Below are 18,953 nucleotides of genomic sequence, written 5' to 3'. Positions count from 1 at the left end.
CATTTCATGCCCTATACATTTTGTCTGTCGGCAGGATACATCACGCCCATTTGTCTTCTCGCTTCGTCCATGACGGACATGGTTTGAACAGATAAGGCAAATGTATTGACCGGAGACTGCCCCATTCCCTGCTGAATACACTCAATAAAATGATTAATCTCATAAGACATAGCTGGCTGATCATCTTTGAGAGAGATGTCAGTTTGATGTCCGTCAAGGTCATGTATCGTAATTTGTGAAGGACGGTGGAATTGATCAATCACCATCGTGGCATCCTCGCCTTGAATTTCAGCCGATAAATGAGACGTTGAAATTTTAGAATGAAAAAGAAGTGCTTGATGCCCGTCATACTGTAAAAGGACTGAACCGTTCCCATCCACACCAGAAGAAAGCTTATAGCCTCTCGCGGTGATTTGATTCGGCAGACCAAATAAGGATATGACTGGGTAAACGAGGTACACCCCGATATCCATTAAAGAACCATTGGATAGCTCAGGCTTAAAGGCATTTGGAAGCACGCCGCTTCGATAGGCATCGTATCTTGAAGAATATTTACAGTAATGTGCGACCACTTGCCTGATAGGTCCAAGCTGATCAAGATGCTGTTTGATTTGAAGGAAATTAGGCAGAAATGTCGTTTTCATCGCTTCCATCAAACAAACGTGATGTTTTTTCGCTGCGGCAATCATTTCTTCCACTTCTTTTCGATGAGAGGCGAATGGTTTTTCGCATAAAACATGCTTTTGATGCTCCATCATCAACATGGCTTGCTCTTTATGAAGGGCATTTGGACTCGCAATATACACGGCATCAAACGTATCACTTTCCGCCATTTGTTGTAAGTTCGTAAAAACCGTATCAATCCCATATTTTTCGGCAAAGGCCTGTCCTTTTTCAGCGGACCGTGAATAGACGGCTGTACATGTAAAATCAGCTAGTTTTTCACCAGCTTGTAAGAACCGATCTGTAATCCAGTTCGTTCCGATGACAGCAAATCGAATCATGTGATTCCCTCCTTCTGCTTTTCTCTGATTATACATGCTTTGAAAGCGTTTGTATGAAAGAATATTCTTTTTATTGATAAGCGGATGAAACCTTTATATAGGCTGATGCGTCTTACATAAAGGATATAAATGTACGAAAAGTGGGTAGTTTCTTCCTTCTTCGGGTAATACTCAGGATAGAAGGGAGAGGAGGAAACATGAAGCGCGTCCTGCATATAGGAAGTACATACACCTTTGCGCTTTTATTCATAGCGGCTGGTATTTTTCATGTGATAGAGCCGAGCGGCTTTGCCCGCATGATGCCAGGCTGGCCATTTCCATATGTAATGGTCTATGCGACTGCATGTTTTGAATGGCTGCTGGCCGTGCTGCTGCTTTTGCCAAATGTCAGGATTACAGCGGCAAAATCCATTGCTGTCTATCTTGTACTCATTTTCCCTGCAAACTTATTTGCTGCTCGTGAGGGAATACCATTTCCAGGTCAAGAAATAACAGAACAAGCCTTGCTATGGATAAGGCTTATTGGACAGCCGATTCTCATTGTATGGGTGATGTCTATTGCAAAATGGGAAAAAAAGCTGAAACAATGACCACCATATCATGATCAAGTAGTGTACAATTTACTCATAAAATAGCCCGTGTTTGGAGGAACGATATGAACTCTATGCAAATGTGGAGCAGTCGATTTAGAAAATTTTTTCTTGATAACAAGTTTGTTCTCTTTTTACTCGTCCTGTTATTAATTGGATTGAATATCCTTGTTTTCATGAAAACATCATTTATTTTCACACCGCTCATTGTACTCGTCAAAACCATTGCCTTACCGATTATTTTAACGGGGGTCGTGTATTATTTATTAAATCCAATTGTCAACTTGTTAGAGAAAGCAAGAATCAAGCGGATCTATTCCATTTTGCTTTTATATATTGTCATTATTGGGATTATTACAGTGACCATCGTGTCCATTATTCCTTTTTTACAAGCTCAAACCATGAGTCTATTTCATAATCTTCCGAAATACGTCGATACGGTAGAAGATCAAATTAGACAATTAACAGGAAGTAACTTTATTAATCAAGTGCAAAACTCGATGAACTTTAACGTGTCTGAATTGGTAAGTAAAGCATCTAGTCAAGCGACGAAGATTTTGGAAAGCACCTTTACCGGTGTAGGAACATTCTTAGGGGCGCTCACAGAAGTCATCATCTCGATCGTGACTGTGCCGTTTATTCTGTTTTATCTCTTAAAAGACGGCAAAAAGCTGCCTGACTATCTATTGAAATTTTTCCCAAGTAAAATGAGGGAACATACACATATCATGCTTCACGAAATGAACCACCGTCTGAGCTCGTATATTCGCGGACAGATCATTGTCAGCTTCTGTATCGGTGTTCTTCTGTTAATCGGTTATATGATCATTGGACTTGACTATGCGCTGCTGCTCGCTATCATTGCTGCATGTACAAGCATAGTGCCTTATCTTGGTCCAACAATTGCGATTACACCAGCGATTGTGATTGCACTTGTGACGTCACCAGTAATGCTGTTAAAACTCATTATAGTCTGGACAGTGGTTCAGCTAGTTGAAGGGAAATTCATTTCTCCTCAGGTGATGGGGAAAAACCTTCATATTCATCCCATTACGATTATTTTTGTTATATTAACAGCTGGGAAATTGTTCAACGTGGTCGGCATCATTGTCGCTATTCCAACGTATGCCGTTCTGAAGGTCATCACCACCCACTTGTTTGATTGGTTCAAAATGCGGTCCAATTTGTATAAAGAAGAAAAGGTTTGATGTCATAATCTTTTTTTGAAAAAAATATAGTATCATAAAGACGAGCTTTCGATGTAGGAAGCTTGTCTTTATGTGGACATAGATGTTTGGCGTGTTCAAAAGATCAGAATTGAAAGGAAAGAAAATCATGAATCTATGGGATTTATTCGTGGCACTGGTTTTAGGAATTGTCGAAGGATTAACAGAGTACGCACCTGTTTCATCTACAGGTCACATGATCATTGTCGATGATCTTTGGTTAAAATCAAAGGAAATTATTACGCCAGAAGCGGCCAACACATTTAAAGTCGTGATTCAGTTAGGCTCAATTTTAGCTGTTATGATCGTGTTTAAAGATCGTATTTTAAACTTATTGGGCTTAAAGAAAAATATCACCGAAGAGCAAAAGCGCAGCGGGCATAAACTGACCATCGCCCAAATTGCAGTTGGACTTGTTCCAGCCGTCATTTTAGGATTCTTATTTGAAGATTATATTGATAAATACTTATTTGACGTCAGAACGGTCGCTGTCGGTTTAATTTTAGGGGCAGTGCTGATGCTTGTCGCTGACTGGCTCAATAAACGAAAAACAGAAACAAGCTCTGTCGATAACATGACGTACAGACAAGCGCTTTATATTGGACTGTTTCAATGTTTAGCATTATGGCCAGGCTTTTCGCGCTCAGGTTCGACGATCGCAGGCGGGGTTATTCTTGGTTTGAATCACCGTGCTGCGGCAGACTTTACATTTATCATGGCGATGCCGATTATGGCAGGAGCAAGCTTGTTAACCCTTGTGAAAAATGCCGAATATTTAACACCAGACATGCTGCCATTCTTTATCGTCGGCTTTGTGAGTGCGTTCGTTGTGGCTCTCTTTGTGGTTCGATTCTTCCTAAAACTGATCAATAAAATCAAACTGGTGCCTTTTGCGATATACCGAATTATCCTAGGTGTGATTTTATTTATCCTGTTCATGTAATACTGTAAACTACTCTTTTATAAGAGTAGTTTTTTTGTTATTTCGCCTAATTAAACAGTAAAAACACCCTCTTAATTGGTAGAATAAGAATTTTTTTCATAAATTAGTGTTTAAGAGACAGATAAAGGGGTAGTACATAAACATACCAATTAAAGGAGGAGTTAGAAATAATGAGAAAAACAAGCAAAATGTTTGTTGGTTCTGTCATCGCTACGTCAATGATTGCTGCCCCTCTATCTCTTACGACTTTTGGTCAAACGGCTGAAGCTGCTACAACAACAGGTGTTGATGGAAGTGTCTCAATTGATCCAGTAGCCATTGCCGATAAAATTGAACAAGCAGTAAAGTCATCTCAAAATCGTGATGGATTCGTAAAAAATGCAGCATACAGTGCGTTCTATGAAGCAGGTCAAAACTACAACGTAGTTGTCCAAAACTTAAGCCAAGACCACGACTTTAGCGGTCTGAACAATGTTGTTTACTATGATAGTGTTGAATATGACGGTATTACGTTTGGTATTTGGGTATTTGAAGATGGTACGTTTGTCAATAATGGCGACGGTGGATATATTAACTGGACGTTTGTTGGCAGCTTTGACCGAGAAGATGGAAGCGGAACTGTCGATTTTCATAAAAGATTCTAATCTTAAAAGTCTGCCGGAGAATCGGCAGACTTTTTTTATAACGCACATCCTTCTATTTCAAACCCTAAATCTTCAATGATGTGATGATCCGTTTGGACTTGCTGGCCTTTAGTTGTTAAATAATCACCAACAAAAATGGAATTTGCGGCATAAAGTGCGAGCGGCTGGAGTGTCCGTAAATTAAACTCTCTGCCTCCGGATACCCGAATTTCTTTTGTTGGGTTGACAAATCTCATCATTGCCAGCACTTTCAATGCTTTGATTGGGTGTGTTCGTTTTTGATGCTCAAGCGGTGTTCCTTCGATGGCATGAAGAAAGTTGACTGGAATTGAATCCGCATCAAGTGCTCTGAGCGCAAAAGCCATTTCAACAATTTGCTGATTGGTTTCACCCATTCCAATAATGACCCCTGAGCAAGGTGACATGCCAGACTGTTTGACCTGCTCAATGGTCGATACACGGTCATCGTATGTATGAGTTGTCGTAATGTGAGCATGATGATCATGATGTGTATTGATATTGTGATTATACCGATGAACACCCGCTTCCTTCAGCCGCTTCGCTTTTTCTTCATTTAATAACCCAAGACAGGCACACACCTTCAAAGGCATCGTTTCAGTGATCTCCTTGACTGCTGCTGTGACTTCATCTAATTCCCTATGAGAAGGCGCTCTCCCGCTTGCCACAATACAATAAGTCCCGGCTTTTCTTTTAAGAGCTTCACGCGCACCAGCTACAATGGTCTTTTGATCAAGCATTGTATATCTTTCAACTGGTGCTTTTGAAATCATCGACTGTGAACAATATCCACAGTTCTCAGGGCAATATCCACTTTTCGCGTTAAAAATCATATTTAATTTCACCTTTTTTTGAAAAAAATGATATCGCACTTGATAGGCTGCATGCATAATAGGTAACAATTCTCTATCGTCAGCTTCAAGAATGTCTAGACCCTCTTGCGCCGTGATCGGTTCATTTTTCATCGCCTTCTCCGCTATTGCTTCCCAAGACAAAGACAGCTGCTCTCTCATCATGAATACCCCCTTAATATGTTAACTTATTCATATTAAAAGTTAACATATTGGGCGGATGTTGGCAATCATGTTTCAGATGAAACCAACTCTAAACACCAAAAGGCGATGACTTCATGTCATCGCCTTTAGATATGTAAAGCTAGATTATTTATCGAACAGTAATATAGTTAATCACAAGCTCGCCTAGTGAATTATAGTAGGAAACTGTTACAGAACCGCGTTGTACAGCGCGAATCCAAGTGAAGTTTGGAGCTGTTTGATCTAATTGAATCGCATACGTTGCACCCGACACAGAAATTTGGCTTGCTGGAAGAGAGACGGCGATTGAAGAACCTACAGAAAGTGTACGGTTCACCGTAATTACTTTATTCATAATAGGAGCTTTTGCTATGACTGGTTCTTTTGGCTGTGCAGCTGCATGAGCACCTTCAGTTTGAGAGAACGTAAGAGCACCTACAGCAGCTAAAGACAATGTACAGATTTTCATGAATTTTTTCATCGGTAACACTCCTTTTTTTTGGTATATACATATATTAATAATAATAGAATTATTTGTCAATTAAAATATATGAAAAAAAGAGTAATTATGGCGAAAATTGTCACATATTTGTTGGAAAAAATATGATTTTTTATTCATATGCTATTTCTTTTTTAAGGGAAAAAGAGGTATAAAAAAAAGCTGGGTGCGTCCCAGCGTAAAGCAGATGAAAAGAGATGATCAATGGTCGTCACGCTTTTTTGGCTGACGACCTTTTTGCTTCTCTTTCTCTCTAATGTAGTTAATAAAATCGATGGTTTGTCTTCGTGCTTCTTCGGAAAAATCTGAGGCTGCTTTAAACGCAATTTGCAAATCAGGATCGTCTGCAAGATCGTCATCGGGCCTGCCTTTGTCCTTACCTGTGAGAAGATAATCGGTTGAGACCCCATATAACTCAGCAATTTTCACAATCATTTCACCGTCGGGTTTTCTCAAGCCGTATTCCCAGTTTGCATAAGTGGACATTGCCTTTAATCCGAGTTTTTTAGCAACTGTTGACTTGCTCCATCCATGCTTCTCTCTTAATTCAGTTAGAATCTTCCCAGTCAAATTATCCATCAGAAACACCTTTTTTCATGTTATGAGTAAATTTTATCATGAATTACACGGAAAAGATAAATAAATACACAAAAAGAATAAAAATGTGATTGACTTACTCGTTACGTGTATATTATCATAATGAATATAACTTACACATATTGAGTAAGAGGTGGACAGATGAAACTTGAAAATTTACGAGAAGAGCGCATATTGCAAGGTAAAACACAAACCTATATGGCGAAAAAATTGGGATATAAGTACACAAGCGGCTATGCGAATATCGAAATGGGCAGAACGAAGCCTAGCTTAGAAATAGCAAAGCATATTGCAGATCTGCTGAATACCGGGGTTCAAGAGCTTTTTTTTGGCCAAAAGTTACACGAAAAGAGTAATTTTTTAAGAGAAGATCGGTTCTTAGAAAAGGGGAGACGAGCAGAATGAATATTGAACATCCAATGGTGACTCAGATGAGTGACTTTGGTTATCCAAAAAGCTATTGGTTATATGACATGAAACGATATGGATACCAAACAGAAATTGAGGACAGCTTGGAGGGAGCTGAAGAAGATGAGACATCAGCTGACGTTTGATGCTAGAAAAGAAGCGCAGCTTTGTTTAGACCAAGCTGGCGGCTGGATCGCCTTTCATCGTCAGAAACCGATGTTTGTTTTTGCCACAGCAGAAGAGAAAGAGACATATATGACCCTCCTGGAGGCTAAGGTCGATGATACAAAAAAGGAGGAATCAGGGCAACGTGAAACGATGGAAGCAAATCATGACATTTTTGAAATGCTTGCTCAAAGCGAGTAAAAACGAACAAGACATCCGCCAGTGGTCAAAGGATGACGGGAGATCATAACATGGTCATCCATTTAATGATTGAACATGAGCATTTGTTAACAAAAGAGACATTGATGAAAAGAATACGATCAGCTGCAAAAGGGCAATGCCCGCAAAAATTAAAAGACGCACTATCACTTGAAATTCGTTTATTTGATCACATGCCGTTTGACATAGCTGACTGCCAAAAAAAGCGTACATACGCAGAAAAAGGGTTGATACGCCCGGTACACGTCAGCATCTTTCAGCCAAATCTACAGCATATTCAAGAAGCACTTCATTCTATAGCCGATGAAGTCCCTCTGCAGATGGTCGATTTAAGAGTTTCCCAGTTTTATAGTATGTGTCCAAGAGTTGAAATCATTATCAATACGGTAGGTGGTGGCAGGAGGCCATCACCAAAAAAGGAGACAAGCATATGAACGAGCCAAAACAACTATTCATTCAAGAAAACCAAACATTTGTCGGTGAGATGGAAAAAGGAAAAATTCAAGTCATCGTGTTAGATGGGAATGTAGGAACGGCTTATAAAATGGATGTACCTGAACATGGAAAAACCATTATTCAAACGGCAAAAGGTCATTTTGCAAGAGTAGATCACGAGATTGGTTTTAAAATCAGCTAACTGACTGACCACATCAAAGCACAATATTATGTCCAAGACGGAAAGCCTGCGGACACTGATCAAGACCCTGCTAAAAGGGGGCTTGATTGGTGTCCGTTTTTTATTTTCTTAAAAAAAGGGAGAGAGCCAATATGCAAGATTTACTCATTGAATATAAAAGAGCTTTAAAGAATGCTAGAAAACAATATGAACCATTTAATGAAAAAGAAGAACATCAGCTGTCCGTTCAAGACAAGCATGATAAAAAAATGATCGCCAGTATGGTAAGCGATCTGGAATACGTAGTAGAATGGCTTCAAATCGGAAGAGAGCCAGGTGCGCGCAGAGGATTAGACAGACGTTCAGTCTATCAGCGTACCATTCTCGCAAATCCAGAAGTGTTAGAGGCTTTATCACATGAATATACCCTTATTCAAGAGAAAGAAAGAGAAGTCAGTGAGAGAGACAAAAGACGAATTGATGAAGCTCTGTCTGTTTTAACAGATCGAGAAAAGGACGTATTCTTTATGCACACAACACAAGGGTTATCGTTTAGCGAGATTGCGGTTATGCTGGATGTCAAAAAAGGAACTGTCCAAAAACATATGGAAAGAGCGCGGACGAAGATGTCCAAAAAAGTACAAGAACGCCTATTCAGAGCTGCTGAATAGGCGTTTTTTCTATCCGAAAATAAATCAGTGAAAGCTTGTCTTACAGTTGCCACCTATAGTTAGAAAGACCAAACGAATGTTTGCTAGCCCTACACAAATGATTCCTTCAGAGGGAATCATTCGAATTAAAAGGAGGCGGCAGGTGAATGTAAATGAAAGATAAACGGATAGAGGCCAAGCAGGATTATATGAAGGGGATGACGTACCAGCAAATTGCTGATCATTACAATGTCTCGATCCATACCGTCAAATCGTGGAAAAGGCGATACGGATGGCAAAGACAAAAAACTTCGTCAAAGCAAGCACACTCGATTTTCAATCAATTTCTTTCAGATGAAACGATTGAAATCATGGAGAAAATGGATGGACGCACATCGCTTGATTTAATCTGGGATCAAATTCAAATTCAATATGCAGCCATTATTCGGGCGCAGCGAATTATGTATGTAGCGGATCAAGAGGACATGATCAAAGAGCTGAAAAAGGCGGCATACATGCCTTCTTCATTAGAAGAAACAGGAGAAGGCATTCAGACAGAACTAGACATCACCTCAGAAGAATATTCGTTTCAATTTTCATGGGATCGGCATGCGACGTTTTTAAATGCACAATCCCGTGCAATGGGTGAACTCAGGCGTTTAATAAAACAGTTTGAAGAGCTCGCACATGCGAAGGATGAACGAAGATTAAGGCTGAAACAAATTGAACTGACGATCGAAAAAACGAAAAAAGCAGTGCGTGAAGAAAAAGAGGAAGATCTTCAAATCATGATCAAGCGAAAAGAGGACGACTCATGACGCCATTGATTGAAAAAGAAGTCAATCCTCATTTTGAACACTTTCTATTCGATTGGAATCAAAAGTTTCAATTTTTAGTAGGGGGCTACGGCTCCTCTAAAAGCTATCACATTGCTTTAAAGCTCGTTTTAAAGCTGCTGGAAGAAAAACGGACAGCACTTGTCATTCGGGAGGTGTATGATACGCACCGCGAATCAACCTTTTCTTTATTACAAGAGATCGTCAGCGACCTCGGCATCGACCACGTGGTAAAGTGCCGAAGTTCGCCGCTTGCACTAACATTTCGAAACGGCAGCAGCATCTTATTTAAAGGACTGGACAAGCCTGAAAAATTGAAATCGATCAACAACATTTCGATCATTTGGATTGAGGAATGTTCAGAGGTTTCTTATGAAGGCTTTAAAGAGCTGCTTGGAAGGCTGAGGCATCCATCCTTACCGCTTTATATGATGTTATCGACGAATCCTGTTGGTCAGGATAATTGGACGTACAGACATTTTTTTCGAGATGAACAGCTGAAGCGATTTGTTTTAGATGACGAAACATTATACAAAAAGCGAACCGTTGTCATCAAGGATACGTATTACCATCACTCCACGGCGGAAGATAACCTATTCCTTCCTAAAAGCTACGTGAAGCAGCTGGATGAGCTGAAAGAGTATGATCCAGATCTCTATCGCATTGCGAGGAAGGGGTATTTCGGCATTAATGGCACAAAGGTTTTTCCTCAATTTGAGGTGAGAAGCCATTCTGATGTATTAGAAGCCATTCAGCAGATTGACAGACCGCTGAAATTAGCAGGCATGGATTTTGGATTTGTTGAATCATACAATGCGCTCATTCGGTTAGCTGTCGATCATGAAAAAAAGTACTTATATATTTATTGGGAATATTACGACCGCGGGAAAACAGATGATGAAACAGCCACTGACTTGAAAGAGTTCATTGAATCAAAGGAACTGATTAAAGCCGACGCAGCCGAACCTAAAACCATTCACTATTTTCGGCAGCGCGGCTTTCAAATGGTAGCGGCACATAAGTTCCAAGGCTCACGTTTGCAGTATACAAAAAAAATCAAACGGTTTAAGAAAATTATTTGTTCTGATGCTTGTCCATATACCATCTATGAACTTCAATCACTAACCTATAAGGCAGATAAGGATGGACGTCTAGAGGAAGATGAATTTCAAATCGATCCGCACACTTTATCAGCCATCTGGTATGCGCTGGATGATTATGAAGTGACAGATTTGAAGCAGACCGCCTCAGAGCGTGTCCGTCCACACAGAGAGAGGAGGTCCATACAATGAAACAATTGAAAGCAACCATTATGAAGGCAAACATGTCTGATCATACAAAACAAATGTATGCAGATGAATTTTCCTACGAAAAAGATGACATTGTTCCCCCGCCTTACAATATCAATGAATTAAAAAGCATGGCAGAATATTCAACCATTCTTCAGCAATGTATTGATGCGTATAAGACCAATATTTTAGGCTTTGGTTTTGGTGTAGAATATGCCTTTGACTTTAATGCAGAAGGTGTGAAACCGGCAAAAAAGAAAGCAGCAGAGAAGGAATGGACAAGGCTTGAAGAGTTTACGAAATACATGAACTATGATGAGTCTGCTGATGTGGTGCTTGGCTATGTCATCGAAGACCGGGAGAAAACGGGGAATGGTTTTTTAGAGGTTCTCCGAGATGGTCAGGGAAAGCCGGCAGGAATCGAGTATTTAGATGCGCTCCATATCCGTATTTGCAAGCTTAGTGAGCCAGTTGACGTTGAATTCCGGTATACAGAAAACGGCGAATTGAAAACAATGAATCGAAAGAAACGATTCCGTAAATATGTGCAGGTGATCAATGAAAAGAAAGTCTTCTTCAAGGAGTATGGTGATCCGCGCATTTTACATTGTGAAACAGGCAAATACGATGACACCACCCCAGAGCCGCTGCGCGCAACAGAAGTGATTCATTTTAAAATAGGCAGTGGAACGTATGGGATTCCCCGCTGGATTGGCAACATCGTCAATATGTATGGGGCACGCAAGGCAGAAGAATTGAACTATCTTTATTTTAAACAAGGGCGGCATGTACCTGGTGCCATCATTGTCGAAAATGGAATGCTGTCTGAGTCTTCCTATCAGCAGCTTCAGGATTATATGGACGATATTGAAGGCTCTGATCATGCACATAAATTTCTATTGCTTGAAGTCGAAGGTCTCCCGACGGAAAAAGGGTTAACTGGAGAAGAAGATGTCTCAAATGTCAAAGTGAACTTCAAATCCCTAGCAGAGATCTTGCAAGAAGATGCACTCTTTTTAGAATACGATGAAAAAACAAGAAACAAAATCCGATCTGCTTTTCGCCTGCCGCCTATTTACACAGGTGAGTCTCAAGACTATAACAAAGCGACAGCCGATACGGCGCGAAAAACAACAGAAGAACAGGTATTTCAGCCTGAACGGCATCTCATCACAGGAAAGCTCAATACCCTTTTCCTGCCGGATCTTGATATTTGGCATGTTCGTTTCCTATTAAATGGTCCTGACTTTAGAGATCCATTAGAGATTGCCAAGGTTCTGACACCGTTTATTCAGGCTGGGGCAGTGTCACCAAACGATTTGCGAGATCTAGCAGGACGTATCCTTGGGAAAACGTTAGAGGAATGGCCGGAGGATCTCTATCACAGACCTTTAGAAAGCCGCATGACATCAGCCGAACAAGAGCCTCAACGAGAGGCGAATCAGCTGAAGAAATAAACCGAAGCGCATGCGCTTTTTTGAAAGGGGGTGAACATATGCCAAGAGAATTAAAAAACGCAAAAATTACGCATGTTTCCTATGTGGACAGAGCCGCAAACAAAAAGAAATTCTTTTTGATGAAGGCAAAGAAAAGCCAGCCTGACTTTCAAAAGGAGGTTAGTGTGCTGACAAAGGCAGAAGATGCTCATCGCCTTGTGTATGGTGTCGTGTATGAACCGAATACACCTGATGCACATCAAGACTTTATGTCTGCCAAAGAAATTGAAAGAGCGGCACATGGTTTTATGAAGGATGCCCGCCACATTGACAAGCAGCATGATTTTCAACATGGTGTGGGCGAGGTTGTTGAATCATACATTGCTCCCGCTGATTTTGAGGTAGGCGGTGAGCTGATTCGAAAAGGATCTTGGGTACTTGTAACAAAGGCTTCCCAAGAGATTTGGGATCAAATTCAGAAAGGCCACATTACAGGGTATTCAATGGCTGGAACGGCGGACATCGTAGCAATAGAAGAACAAGATCAGCTCTTATCTCAAAGCACAAATGAGAGAGGGCTTTTTTCTTTGCTGAAAAATTTCTTTTTGAAAGAGGAAGGTGCAAACATGTCACAACAATTTTGGAGCGTTATAGACCATCTGCTGGAAGCCTTACAGTCAAGTGATGGTGATGAGGCGGGTGTAAGATCAGCGCTTGAGCAATTGCTGCCAATCGTGCAGGACATTTTGAAGACAGAGGATGTGCTTCAAACGATTGGTGAAAGGCCAGCCTCTGTACAAAAACAAGATGCCGCTCTTACAACGGAGCAAGTACAAGAGCTTAAAAAAGCAAAAATGGCCATTGAACACGTCTTACAGCAGGCAGAACAGCAGGAAACAGATCAAACAGAGGAAGAACCTGTCCAAAAGGTGCTTGAGCAAGTCGTTGCACCGATTCGTCATCAGCTTTCTTCCTTAGAGAAATCAGCCAGCAGAGAAAAAGCAGCGCTTGAGCAAGTGCTTCAGCAGCAGCTTTTGCCTATTTCAGAGCGGATTCACATGCTTGAAAAAGCGCGCGGTATGTCAAAACAAACAATCCACGATACACAAAACGACAGTACAAAGCCCATATGGGATGGCTTACTATAAGCCTAAATAAGGAGGAAACAGTGTGAGAAATCAAGAGTTGATTCGCAAGGCCGAAATGACACTTGCCAGCTTAAAAACCGGCGGTCTCATGAACGCAACCCAATCCAACACATTCATTAGAATGATGCAAAATACACCAACCGTTTTAAATGATGCACGTATCATTCCAATGGAAAGTGATTCACAAAAAATCGAAAAAATCGGCTTTGGCCAGCGTATTTTGCGCCCAGCAGAAGAAGGCAAAGCACTTGATGCGAAAGACCGTGTTGTCCCAGCGACAAGCACTGTCCAGCTAAATGCGAAAGAGGTCATCGCAGAGATTCATATGACCTATGACAGCATTGAAAACAATATTGAGAAAGACGGAATTCAGCAGACGATTATGCAAATGCTCGCTGAACGAGCAGCAGTTGACATTGAAGAGCTCATCGTCAATGGCGATACGACTTCAGCAGATCCATTTTTAGCTCAAATGGATGGCGTGAGAAAACAAGCAGTCTCTCATATCGTAGATGCAAACGGAGCGGAAATCAGCCGCCAAATGTTTAAGCAAGCCTATAAAGCGATGCCGTCAAAATATTTACGTGTACCTCAGGATTTCCGTTTCTACACATCCCCAAGCTTAGAAGTTGAATGGAAGGATCAAGTAGCAAACCGTCAGACAGGCCTTGGAGATGCGGCCATTCAAGGCGGACTTTCTTCTGCATTTGGTGTGCCGGTCAAAGGTCTTGCCAATATGCAGCCATATGACGAAGCGGGAACAGACGTATCAGATATTTTGCTGACACACCCTAAAAATATTATCGTAGGTTTCTCTCGTCATATTCGAATTGAAGTAGAAAAAGATATTCGCAGCCGTAAATTTATTATTGTCCTCACAGCGAAGCTAGACAGCAAATTTGAGGAAGAGGATGCTGTAGCAAAAGTGATGAAAGTGAAAGAGTAGGTGACGGCAGGCCATGATCATTTCTGCTGAAGAACTGCAAGCCTATTCTGTCTTTGATCGGGTGAAAAATCGATCTGTGGAAAGACTGACAGCAGATATTATCGAAGCAGAAGCTGCGGTATTTCAGATCGTAGGTCACGATTTCTCAAGTGAAAAATATCAGCCCCTCCCTGAAAAAGCAAGAATCGCATTATTAAAAATGGCCCAATATTTTGCCATGCTGAATGATGACGAATCTATGATGAAAGGCTTTACGTCAGAAAAAATGGGCGATTATTCATATGCGAAGGCAGCTGATCAAGTCAAAGGCAGACCCTATGTATATGCCCTGCTTGTAGATTATATTGAACCAACATTGACCGGCGGCAGTGCCAAGTTAAAGGTGAGGTCATTATGAGCTATCAATCTCTATTAACAGATCGCTGTGATCTTTTTCACCTTGAACAGCAGGAGTCTGCCCGCGGGAAATTTGGAATTCCAGCTGATGATTTACAAATAACACTTTCCTATCCCGATGCTCCCAGCATAGCCGATCTATCTTGTTATGTCATAGAAAAAAACCAGTCACTTGTGCAAGAAGAGCCAAATACAGTCATTTATCAATCCTATCTTGTCCATTTTCCTTTAGCAAGTGATATTCGCTTGCATGACAAAATGGTGTGGAATGGCGTGTCACTCAAATTACAGCAGCCTAAAAAAGTGAAAAATCATCACATCGAAGTGATAGCAGTCAGGAAGGAAAATCTATGAAAATTGATGGACTTGACCGGCTGATTTCACAGCTGCAGACAGCGGGTAATGGCGGCTTAAAGGCAGAATATCAAGATTGGCTGGAGGACATGGGCCTGCAGTTTTTAGACATCATTCAGGATGAATTAATCAAGGAGAATGCTGTCGATACAGGCCGGCTTCTTAGATCCTTTACACAAGGCGATAAGGAGAATCATTTTCTCATGTCAAAAGGCGGTCTCACACTTGAAGTGGGAACGCAGCTTGAATATGCCTCCTATGTCAATGACGGACATGCCACTTCTTCAAGTGGAGAGCGAAGATGGGTGCCTGGCAGATGGACTGGCAGCCGCTTTGAATATGATCCGAATGCAAGTACAGGAATGATGCTTGCCTCTCAATGGATTGATGGAAATGGCTACTGGGATCATGCTGTCATGCTCTATGAGCAAATGTTTGAACAGTCGCTGGATCGAAAGCTGCAAAGCTGGTTCGATCGACATTTTGGGAGGTGATGGAATGAATCAAGAAGTCGGGGCAATCATGCATTATATCTACACACACTTTCCTGTGACAATGTATGATCGTCTTTTGCCAGAACGCTTTCAAGTGCCATCCGTTTATGTGCCGCCTGTGACAGTAATCAGTGGTCCAGATACGGTCTCTACCTTTATGAAATCTTATTCGCTGCAAGTGAAAGTCTTTCATATTGATACAGAAAAAGCACATGATGCGGCAGAAACAATCGTTGATGCATTGCTTGCTGATCGTCAAATCATTCAGATGATGAGTGAAGACGGAGAGGTGCTTGATGATTATGTCCGCATAAAAAGAGTGGAAACAAGAATGATAGATCAAGGCGTAGCAGCGATTGTCCTGACGTGGGATAGCAGCTATTGGTACAACCGTGACAAACAGGCAAGCCTTGAAGATATCAACTTTTCAGATGGGGTGATCAAACGTGAGCAAGACTAAAAAAGCAGAGCCCGCTCAAACAGCCGGCGAAGAAAAAGAATTTGGCTTTTCATTTGAAGCCTTAAAGGAGCACAGTAAGGATCTTTTTGGGGTCAAACCAGAAATCCTTGAAGGGGCTCTTTTTTATATCAAACATCAACCAATTACAAAAACAGAAGCGAAAAAGCACATTGATGCTTTTTTGTCCAAGGAGGTTTAAAGGATGAACGGAGGCACTTTTACACCAGGTACAGAGAAAAAGCGTCCTGGTATTTACTTTAATTTTAAAACAACAGCAGAGCAGCGAATTACTTTAGGCGATCGAGGTACGGTGGCACTTCCTCTTGTGATGAGCTGGGGAGAACCAAAAACCTTTATTTCCGTTTCAAATATGGAAGATTTAAATAAAAAGGTTGGACTCAACATTGATGATAAGTCACTTCTTCTTTTCCGTGAAGCAAAGAAAAAAGCGCAAACAGTCTTGCTTTACCGCCTAAATGAAGGAGAGCCGGCCAAAGCCGAAATTGCTGAAAATTTTGTCGTCACAGCAAATTATGGCGGCCAAAAAGGAAATGAGATCACAGTACAAGTCGCAGAAAATGTACTTGATAGCGCAAAACGCGATGTGATCACTTATCTTGGAACAGACATTGTGGATAAACAGGTTGTCACTGATGTCAAAGATCTTGTGAAAAACAAATACGTTCAATTTTCTGGTGAAGGTGAAGCTGTCATCACAGCTGGTGTGGCACTAAGCGGCGGGAAAAACGGGGTGGCAAGTGTCGCAGATTATACAGCTTTCCTAGAAGCGGCAGAAACAGAATACTTCGATGTCATTGCCCTTCCAGTCGATAATAGTGAGCAATTAAAAGCAACCTTCGCTTCATTTATCGAGCGTTTGCGTGATAAGCAAGGACGTAAGGTGCAAGGGGTTGTGGCGAATTATGCAGCTGACCAAGAAGGAATCATCAATGTGACAAGCGGTGTTGTACTCGAAGATGGAACCGAACTAACACCTGCTCAAACAACAGCATGGGTCGCAGGTGCAAGTGCCGGAGCAAATTTCAATCAGTCACTGACCTTTGTTGAATACGAAGGAGCGGTCGATACATTAGAACGCCTTGACAATGATCAAGTAGAATACCGATTATCTCAAGGGGAGTTCCTTTTCACCTTTGATGCGCGAGATCGTACCGTGAGTGTTGAAAAAGATATTAACTCCTTGACAAGCTTCACAGCTGAAAAGAACCAGCAAATGGCGAAAAACAAAATCATTCGTGTGCTTGATGCGATCAACAATGATTTAACATTCGAATTAAAAAATCTGATTAAATTACGTAAAGCCAATGGCAATGACATTCCAGCATCAGATGATGGAGTGCAGCTTGTGAAAACACTGATTACCCAGTATCTCACACAGCTTCAAGATGGCAGCGGCATTACAGGCTTTAATTCAGAAACAGATATCGTAATTGGCCTCAATGAAGATCGTGATGGATTTATCATCGATTTAGCGGTTCAACCAGTAGATGCAGCAGAAAAATTCTATTTCAATGTGGAGGTGAAGTAAGATGGCTTTTAAAGCACAAAATACAATTTCAGGTAAAGAAGGTCGTCTTTTCTTAGAAGGTGAGGAACTTGCATTTATCAAAACCTTCGAAGCAAACGTGGAGAAAAACAAATCAGAAGTCAACGTCATGGGCCGCCGAATGACTGGCCATAAAACAACGGGAGCAAACGGAACAGGAACGGCAACATTCTATAAAGTTACGTCCCGTTTCGTTCAATTAATGCTCAATTATGTGAAAAAAGGAGAAGATCCATATTTCACTCTACAAGCGGTAATTGACGATAAATCATCAGGCCGTGGCACAGAGCGTGTGACATTATTTGATGTCAACTTTGATTCTGCTAAAATCGCTGGATTAGATGTTGATTCAGAGGCGCTTGAAGAAGAAGTTCCTTTCACATTCGAGGACTTTGATCTGCCTGAAAAGCTGAAGAATACATTCTAAGAAAAGTGGAGGAAATTAGCTAATTAATTAGCTAAATAACAGCTGAATATGCTATAATGCAGTTGTAATACAACCGTCTTGATGCCGTCTTCATTTCGTCTGGTAACGTCTTGTATTCGATTCATTAAAATATGTTTACTTGCAAAGCAATTTGCATAAAATAAAAAGAAGCCAGGATGCTCTAACATCCCGGCAATGTACAATGAGGCCCTTCAAGGGGCTGGCTTATCGAATAGGTTCTTTAGGTAGACTTCCCTTTAACCTTCCACAGCTCAAGGGGAGTCTATTTTTTGTCTATATACGTCAACAAAGTAAAGATAAACATCCCGAATAAAAGCATAAGGGAAATCGCTTCAAATGTTGACATATGCATCACCCCCTTCCTATCGGGGATGAGCCAGACGCCCTTGAGCAAGCCGTTCACTTGTACAATTTAAATGATACATGAAAAGATTGGAAAGCACATTCAAAAATGGATGTGCTTTTTTGCATTCAAAAAAACATAACAAAGGGAGTTTTTAAACATGAGTGAAAAACAAACATTTGATCTTTCATTTTTTATGCCAGGACAAACAGTAGAAGCGGAAGAAGTCAAAGTACCGATTTCTAAGCGTTTTGTTGATAAAAAAGGAAATGTCATTCCTTTTGTCTTTAAAGCTATTACAACTGAACGTATTGATGAATTGGAAAAAGAAAACACAACCTTCAAAAATGTCAAAGGCAGAGGACGCGTGAAAGACTTAGACAGCCAGCGCTTCTACGCACGTATTGCGATTGAATCGACGATTTATCCAGATTTCCGCTCAAAGGAATTAAGAGAAGCCTACAGCACACAAGATCCAGTTGAAGTAGCAAAACGTGTCCTGTCAGTAGGCGGTGAATATGCGAACTGGTTAAACAAAGCGATCGAAATCAACGGATTCGAAGATGAAATTGAAGATTTAGAAGAAGCAGCAAAAAACTAATAAAAGATGGGGATAAAGAAGC

28 protein-coding genes are annotated in these 18,953 nt (G+C 41.0%); 23 read left to right on the top strand and 5 right to left on the bottom strand.

Translation table 11 applies throughout. The features are described 5' to 3' along the window. Window positions 1-11 precede the first annotated feature (11 nt). The gene (locus NSS76_RS14790) at window positions 12-1,004 is read right to left on the bottom strand and encodes a Gfo/Idh/MocA family protein (protein ID WP_151863261.1); all 993 of its coding nucleotides are present in this window, start codon (window positions 1,002-1,004) and stop codon (window positions 12-14) included. Window positions 1,005-1,201: 197 nt separating this feature from the next. Here NSS76_RS14790 and NSS76_RS14785 point away from each other — a divergent pair, with 197 nt between their 5' ends. From NSS76_RS14785 to NSS76_RS14770, 4 genes are all read left to right on the top strand, one after another. Further along, window positions 1,202-1,594 (top strand): DoxX family protein, encoded by a 393-nt coding sequence (locus NSS76_RS14785; protein ID WP_073207206.1) that lies wholly within the window; start codon window positions 1,202-1,204, stop codon window positions 1,592-1,594. 65 nt (window positions 1,595-1,659) lie between these two features. Continuing rightward, the gene (locus tag NSS76_RS14780; protein ID WP_024423275.1) at window positions 1,660-2,802 is read left to right on the top strand and encodes an AI-2E family transporter; all 1,143 of its coding nucleotides are present in this window, start codon (window positions 1,660-1,662) and stop codon (window positions 2,800-2,802) included. 127 nt (window positions 2,803-2,929) lie between these two features. Next, the gene (locus NSS76_RS14775) at window positions 2,930-3,763 is read left to right on the top strand and encodes an undecaprenyl-diphosphate phosphatase (protein ID WP_171464637.1); all 834 of its coding nucleotides are present in this window, start codon (window positions 2,930-2,932) and stop codon (window positions 3,761-3,763) included. Window positions 3,764-3,933: 170 nt separating this feature from the next. Further along, a complete protein-coding gene (locus NSS76_RS14770; protein WP_024423274.1) occupies window positions 3,934-4,407 on the top strand; it encodes a hypothetical protein in 474 nt (157 codons plus the stop codon). A 35-nt stretch (window positions 4,408-4,442) separates the two neighbouring features. Here the strand turns inward: NSS76_RS14770 and bioB are convergent, their stop codons facing one another. From bioB to NSS76_RS14755, 3 genes are all read right to left on the bottom strand, one after another. After that, on the bottom strand, window positions 4,443-5,438 hold the full coding sequence (gene bioB, locus NSS76_RS14765) for a biotin synthase BioB (RefSeq protein ID WP_206534361.1): 996 nt from the start codon (window positions 5,436-5,438) through the stop codon (window positions 4,443-4,445). Window positions 5,439-5,589: 151 nt separating this feature from the next. Then, window positions 5,590-5,940, bottom strand: a complete 351-nt coding sequence (locus NSS76_RS14760) for a hypothetical protein (protein WP_024425911.1) — start codon at window positions 5,938-5,940, stop codon at window positions 5,590-5,592. 219 nt (window positions 5,941-6,159) lie between these two features. Beyond that, entirely contained in the window at window positions 6,160-6,537 is a 378-nt protein-coding gene (locus tag NSS76_RS14755; RefSeq protein WP_024423272.1) for a helix-turn-helix domain-containing protein, read from the bottom strand. Between the two features lie 159 nt (window positions 6,538-6,696). Here NSS76_RS14755 and NSS76_RS14750 point away from each other — a divergent pair, with 159 nt between their 5' ends. The 18 genes from NSS76_RS14750 to NSS76_RS14665 all read left to right on the top strand — a co-directional run bounded on the left by NSS76_RS14750 (window position 6,697) and on the right by NSS76_RS14665 (window position 17,966). Further along, window positions 6,697-6,960 carry a helix-turn-helix transcriptional regulator gene (locus NSS76_RS14750; RefSeq protein WP_206534362.1) on the top strand — a complete coding sequence of 88 codons (264 nt, stop codon included), beginning with the start codon at window positions 6,697-6,699 and terminating at the stop codon, window positions 6,958-6,960. After that, on the top strand, window positions 6,957-7,109 hold the full coding sequence (locus NSS76_RS14745; protein ID WP_162860191.1) for a hypothetical protein: 153 nt from the start codon (window positions 6,957-6,959) through the stop codon (window positions 7,107-7,109). The genes NSS76_RS14750 and NSS76_RS14745 overlap by 4 nt, the downstream gene beginning before the upstream one ends. Then, on the top strand, window positions 7,087-7,329 hold the full coding sequence (locus tag NSS76_RS14740) for a hypothetical protein (RefSeq protein WP_029706250.1): 243 nt from the start codon (window positions 7,087-7,089) through the stop codon (window positions 7,327-7,329). Before NSS76_RS14745 ends, NSS76_RS14740 begins: the two co-directional genes overlap by 23 nt. Before the next feature lie 50 nt (window positions 7,330-7,379). Further along, window positions 7,380-7,781 carry a holliday junction resolvase gene (locus tag NSS76_RS14735; protein ID WP_206534363.1) on the top strand — a complete coding sequence of 134 codons (402 nt, stop codon included), beginning with the start codon at window positions 7,380-7,382 and terminating at the stop codon, window positions 7,779-7,781. After that, window positions 7,778-7,984 carry an XtrA/YqaO family protein gene (locus NSS76_RS14730; RefSeq protein ID WP_024423268.1) on the top strand — a complete coding sequence of 69 codons (207 nt, stop codon included), beginning with the start codon at window positions 7,778-7,780 and terminating at the stop codon, window positions 7,982-7,984. The genes NSS76_RS14735 and NSS76_RS14730 overlap by 4 nt, the downstream gene beginning before the upstream one ends. Before the next feature lie 131 nt (window positions 7,985-8,115). After that, entirely contained in the window at window positions 8,116-8,634 is a 519-nt protein-coding gene (locus tag NSS76_RS14725) for a sigma-70 family RNA polymerase sigma factor (RefSeq protein WP_206534364.1), read from the top strand. A 152-nt stretch (window positions 8,635-8,786) separates the two neighbouring features. Then, window positions 8,787-9,431 (top strand): phage terminase small subunit, encoded by a 645-nt coding sequence (gene terS, locus NSS76_RS14720; protein ID WP_024425907.1) that lies wholly within the window; start codon window positions 8,787-8,789, stop codon window positions 9,429-9,431. Further along, a complete protein-coding gene (locus NSS76_RS14715; protein ID WP_445662185.1) occupies window positions 9,428-10,741 on the top strand; it encodes a PBSX family phage terminase large subunit in 1,314 nt (437 codons plus the stop codon). The genes terS and NSS76_RS14715 overlap by 4 nt, the downstream gene beginning before the upstream one ends. Next, on the top strand, window positions 10,738-12,195 hold the full coding sequence (locus tag NSS76_RS14710; protein WP_024425905.1) for a phage portal protein: 1,458 nt from the start codon (window positions 10,738-10,740) through the stop codon (window positions 12,193-12,195). The genes NSS76_RS14715 and NSS76_RS14710 overlap by 4 nt, the downstream gene beginning before the upstream one ends. A 38-nt stretch (window positions 12,196-12,233) precedes the next feature. Continuing rightward, a complete protein-coding gene (locus NSS76_RS14705) occupies window positions 12,234-13,322 on the top strand; it encodes an XkdF-like putative serine protease domain-containing protein (protein ID WP_206534365.1) in 1,089 nt (362 codons plus the stop codon). A gap of 22 nt (window positions 13,323-13,344) precedes the next feature. Then, the gene (locus NSS76_RS14700) at window positions 13,345-14,268 is read left to right on the top strand and encodes a phage major capsid protein (RefSeq protein ID WP_024423262.1); all 924 of its coding nucleotides are present in this window, start codon (window positions 13,345-13,347) and stop codon (window positions 14,266-14,268) included. A gap of 13 nt (window positions 14,269-14,281) precedes the next feature. Then, window positions 14,282-14,665 (top strand): protein YqbG, encoded by a 384-nt coding sequence (yqbG, locus tag NSS76_RS14695; protein WP_024423261.1) that lies wholly within the window; start codon window positions 14,282-14,284, stop codon window positions 14,663-14,665. Then, window positions 14,662-15,018, top strand: coding sequence for a YqbH/XkdH family protein (locus tag NSS76_RS14690; RefSeq protein ID WP_149126338.1), 357 nt, complete (start codon window positions 14,662-14,664; stop codon window positions 15,016-15,018). The genes yqbG and NSS76_RS14690 overlap by 4 nt, the downstream gene beginning before the upstream one ends. Next, a complete protein-coding gene (locus tag NSS76_RS14685) occupies window positions 15,015-15,512 on the top strand; it encodes an HK97 gp10 family phage protein (RefSeq protein ID WP_206534366.1) in 498 nt (165 codons plus the stop codon). Before NSS76_RS14690 ends, NSS76_RS14685 begins: the two co-directional genes overlap by 4 nt. 4 nt (window positions 15,513-15,516) lie before the next feature. Further along, window positions 15,517-15,972, top strand: coding sequence for a phage tail terminator family protein (locus NSS76_RS14680; RefSeq protein WP_039180991.1), 456 nt, complete (start codon window positions 15,517-15,519; stop codon window positions 15,970-15,972). Further along, window positions 15,959-16,171, top strand: coding sequence for a hypothetical protein (locus tag NSS76_RS14675; RefSeq protein ID WP_003212736.1), 213 nt, complete (start codon window positions 15,959-15,961; stop codon window positions 16,169-16,171). The genes NSS76_RS14680 and NSS76_RS14675 overlap by 14 nt, the downstream gene beginning before the upstream one ends. Before the next feature lie 3 nt (window positions 16,172-16,174). Continuing rightward, complete coding sequence (locus tag NSS76_RS14670) at window positions 16,175-17,521, top strand: phage tail sheath family protein (RefSeq protein ID WP_044332541.1); 1,347 nt, start codon at window positions 16,175-16,177, stop codon at window positions 17,519-17,521. Between the two features lies 1 nt (window position 17,522). Then, window positions 17,523-17,966 (top strand): phage tail tube protein, encoded by a 444-nt coding sequence (locus NSS76_RS14665; RefSeq protein ID WP_024423257.1) that lies wholly within the window; start codon window positions 17,523-17,525, stop codon window positions 17,964-17,966. A 283-nt stretch (window positions 17,967-18,249) separates the two neighbouring features. On the opposite strand, the gene NSS76_RS19655 is transcribed toward NSS76_RS14665, so the two are convergent. Then, entirely contained in the window at window positions 18,250-18,306 is a 57-nt protein-coding gene (locus NSS76_RS19655) for a putative holin-like toxin (RefSeq protein WP_350223447.1), read from the bottom strand. A 184-nt stretch (window positions 18,307-18,490) separates the two neighbouring features. Between NSS76_RS19655 and NSS76_RS14660 the strand changes: the two genes are divergently transcribed. Beyond that, on the top strand, window positions 18,491-18,931 hold the full coding sequence (locus NSS76_RS14660) for a phage tail assembly chaperone (protein WP_012011040.1): 441 nt from the start codon (window positions 18,491-18,493) through the stop codon (window positions 18,929-18,931). Window positions 18,932-18,953: the final 22 nt, after the last annotated feature.

This window comes from Bacillus sp. FSL R5-0654 (assembly GCF_038008745.1).
GTDB classification, from domain to species: Bacteria; Bacillota; Bacilli; order Bacillales; family Bacillaceae; genus Bacillus; species Bacillus safensis.
The sequence above is the reverse complement of the archived record's forward strand: the minus strand, read 5'-3'. Positions and strand labels throughout refer to the sequence as shown.

Coding starts and splice junctions, on each gene's coding strand:
- NSS76_RS14665 (WP_024423257.1), top strand. CDS start 17,523: ATGGCTTTTAAAGCACAAAATACAATTTCAGGTAAAGAAGGTCGTCTT.
- NSS76_RS14780 (WP_024423275.1), top strand. CDS start 1,660: ATGAACTCTATGCAAATGTGGAGCAGTCGATTTAGAAAATTTTTTCTT.
- NSS76_RS14775 (WP_171464637.1), top strand. CDS start 2,930: ATGAATCTATGGGATTTATTCGTGGCACTGGTTTTAGGAATTGTCGAA.
- NSS76_RS14740 (WP_029706250.1), top strand. CDS start 7,087: ATGAGACATCAGCTGACGTTTGATGCTAGAAAAGAAGCGCAGCTTTGT.
- NSS76_RS14770 (WP_024423274.1), top strand. CDS start 3,934: ATGAGAAAAACAAGCAAAATGTTTGTTGGTTCTGTCATCGCTACGTCA.
- NSS76_RS14725 (WP_206534364.1), top strand. CDS start 8,116: ATGCAAGATTTACTCATTGAATATAAAAGAGCTTTAAAGAATGCTAGA.
- NSS76_RS14705 (WP_206534365.1), top strand. CDS start 12,234: ATGCCAAGAGAATTAAAAAACGCAAAAATTACGCATGTTTCCTATGTG.
- terS (WP_024425907.1), top strand. CDS start 8,787: ATGAAAGATAAACGGATAGAGGCCAAGCAGGATTATATGAAGGGGATG.
- NSS76_RS14745 (WP_162860191.1), top strand. CDS start 6,957: ATGAATATTGAACATCCAATGGTGACTCAGATGAGTGACTTTGGTTAT.
- NSS76_RS14750 (WP_206534362.1), top strand. CDS start 6,697: ATGAAACTTGAAAATTTACGAGAAGAGCGCATATTGCAAGGTAAAACA.
- NSS76_RS14670 (WP_044332541.1), top strand. CDS start 16,175: ATGAACGGAGGCACTTTTACACCAGGTACAGAGAAAAAGCGTCCTGGT.
- NSS76_RS14760 (WP_024425911.1), bottom strand. CDS start 5,940: ATGAAAAAATTCATGAAAATCTGTACATTGTCTTTAGCTGCTGTAGGT.
- NSS76_RS14730 (WP_024423268.1), top strand. CDS start 7,778: ATGAACGAGCCAAAACAACTATTCATTCAAGAAAACCAAACATTTGTC.
- yqbG (WP_024423261.1), top strand. CDS start 14,282: ATGATCATTTCTGCTGAAGAACTGCAAGCCTATTCTGTCTTTGATCGG.
- NSS76_RS14735 (WP_206534363.1), top strand. CDS start 7,380: ATGGTCATCCATTTAATGATTGAACATGAGCATTTGTTAACAAAAGAG.
- NSS76_RS14715 (WP_445662185.1), top strand. CDS start 9,428: ATGACGCCATTGATTGAAAAAGAAGTCAATCCTCATTTTGAACACTTT.
- NSS76_RS14710 (WP_024425905.1), top strand. CDS start 10,738: ATGAAACAATTGAAAGCAACCATTATGAAGGCAAACATGTCTGATCAT.
- NSS76_RS14660 (WP_012011040.1), top strand. CDS start 18,491: ATGAGTGAAAAACAAACATTTGATCTTTCATTTTTTATGCCAGGACAA.
- NSS76_RS14685 (WP_206534366.1), top strand. CDS start 15,015: ATGAAAATTGATGGACTTGACCGGCTGATTTCACAGCTGCAGACAGCG.
- NSS76_RS14785 (WP_073207206.1), top strand. CDS start 1,202: ATGAAGCGCGTCCTGCATATAGGAAGTACATACACCTTTGCGCTTTTA.
- NSS76_RS14690 (WP_149126338.1), top strand. CDS start 14,662: ATGAGCTATCAATCTCTATTAACAGATCGCTGTGATCTTTTTCACCTT.
- NSS76_RS14680 (WP_039180991.1), top strand. CDS start 15,517: ATGAATCAAGAAGTCGGGGCAATCATGCATTATATCTACACACACTTT.
- bioB (WP_206534361.1), bottom strand. CDS start 5,438: ATGAGAGAGCAGCTGTCTTTGTCTTGGGAAGCAATAGCGGAGAAGGCG.
- NSS76_RS14790 (WP_151863261.1), bottom strand. CDS start 1,004: ATGATTCGATTTGCTGTCATCGGAACGAACTGGATTACAGATCGGTTC.
- NSS76_RS14755 (WP_024423272.1), bottom strand. CDS start 6,537: ATGGATAATTTGACTGGGAAGATTCTAACTGAATTAAGAGAGAAGCAT.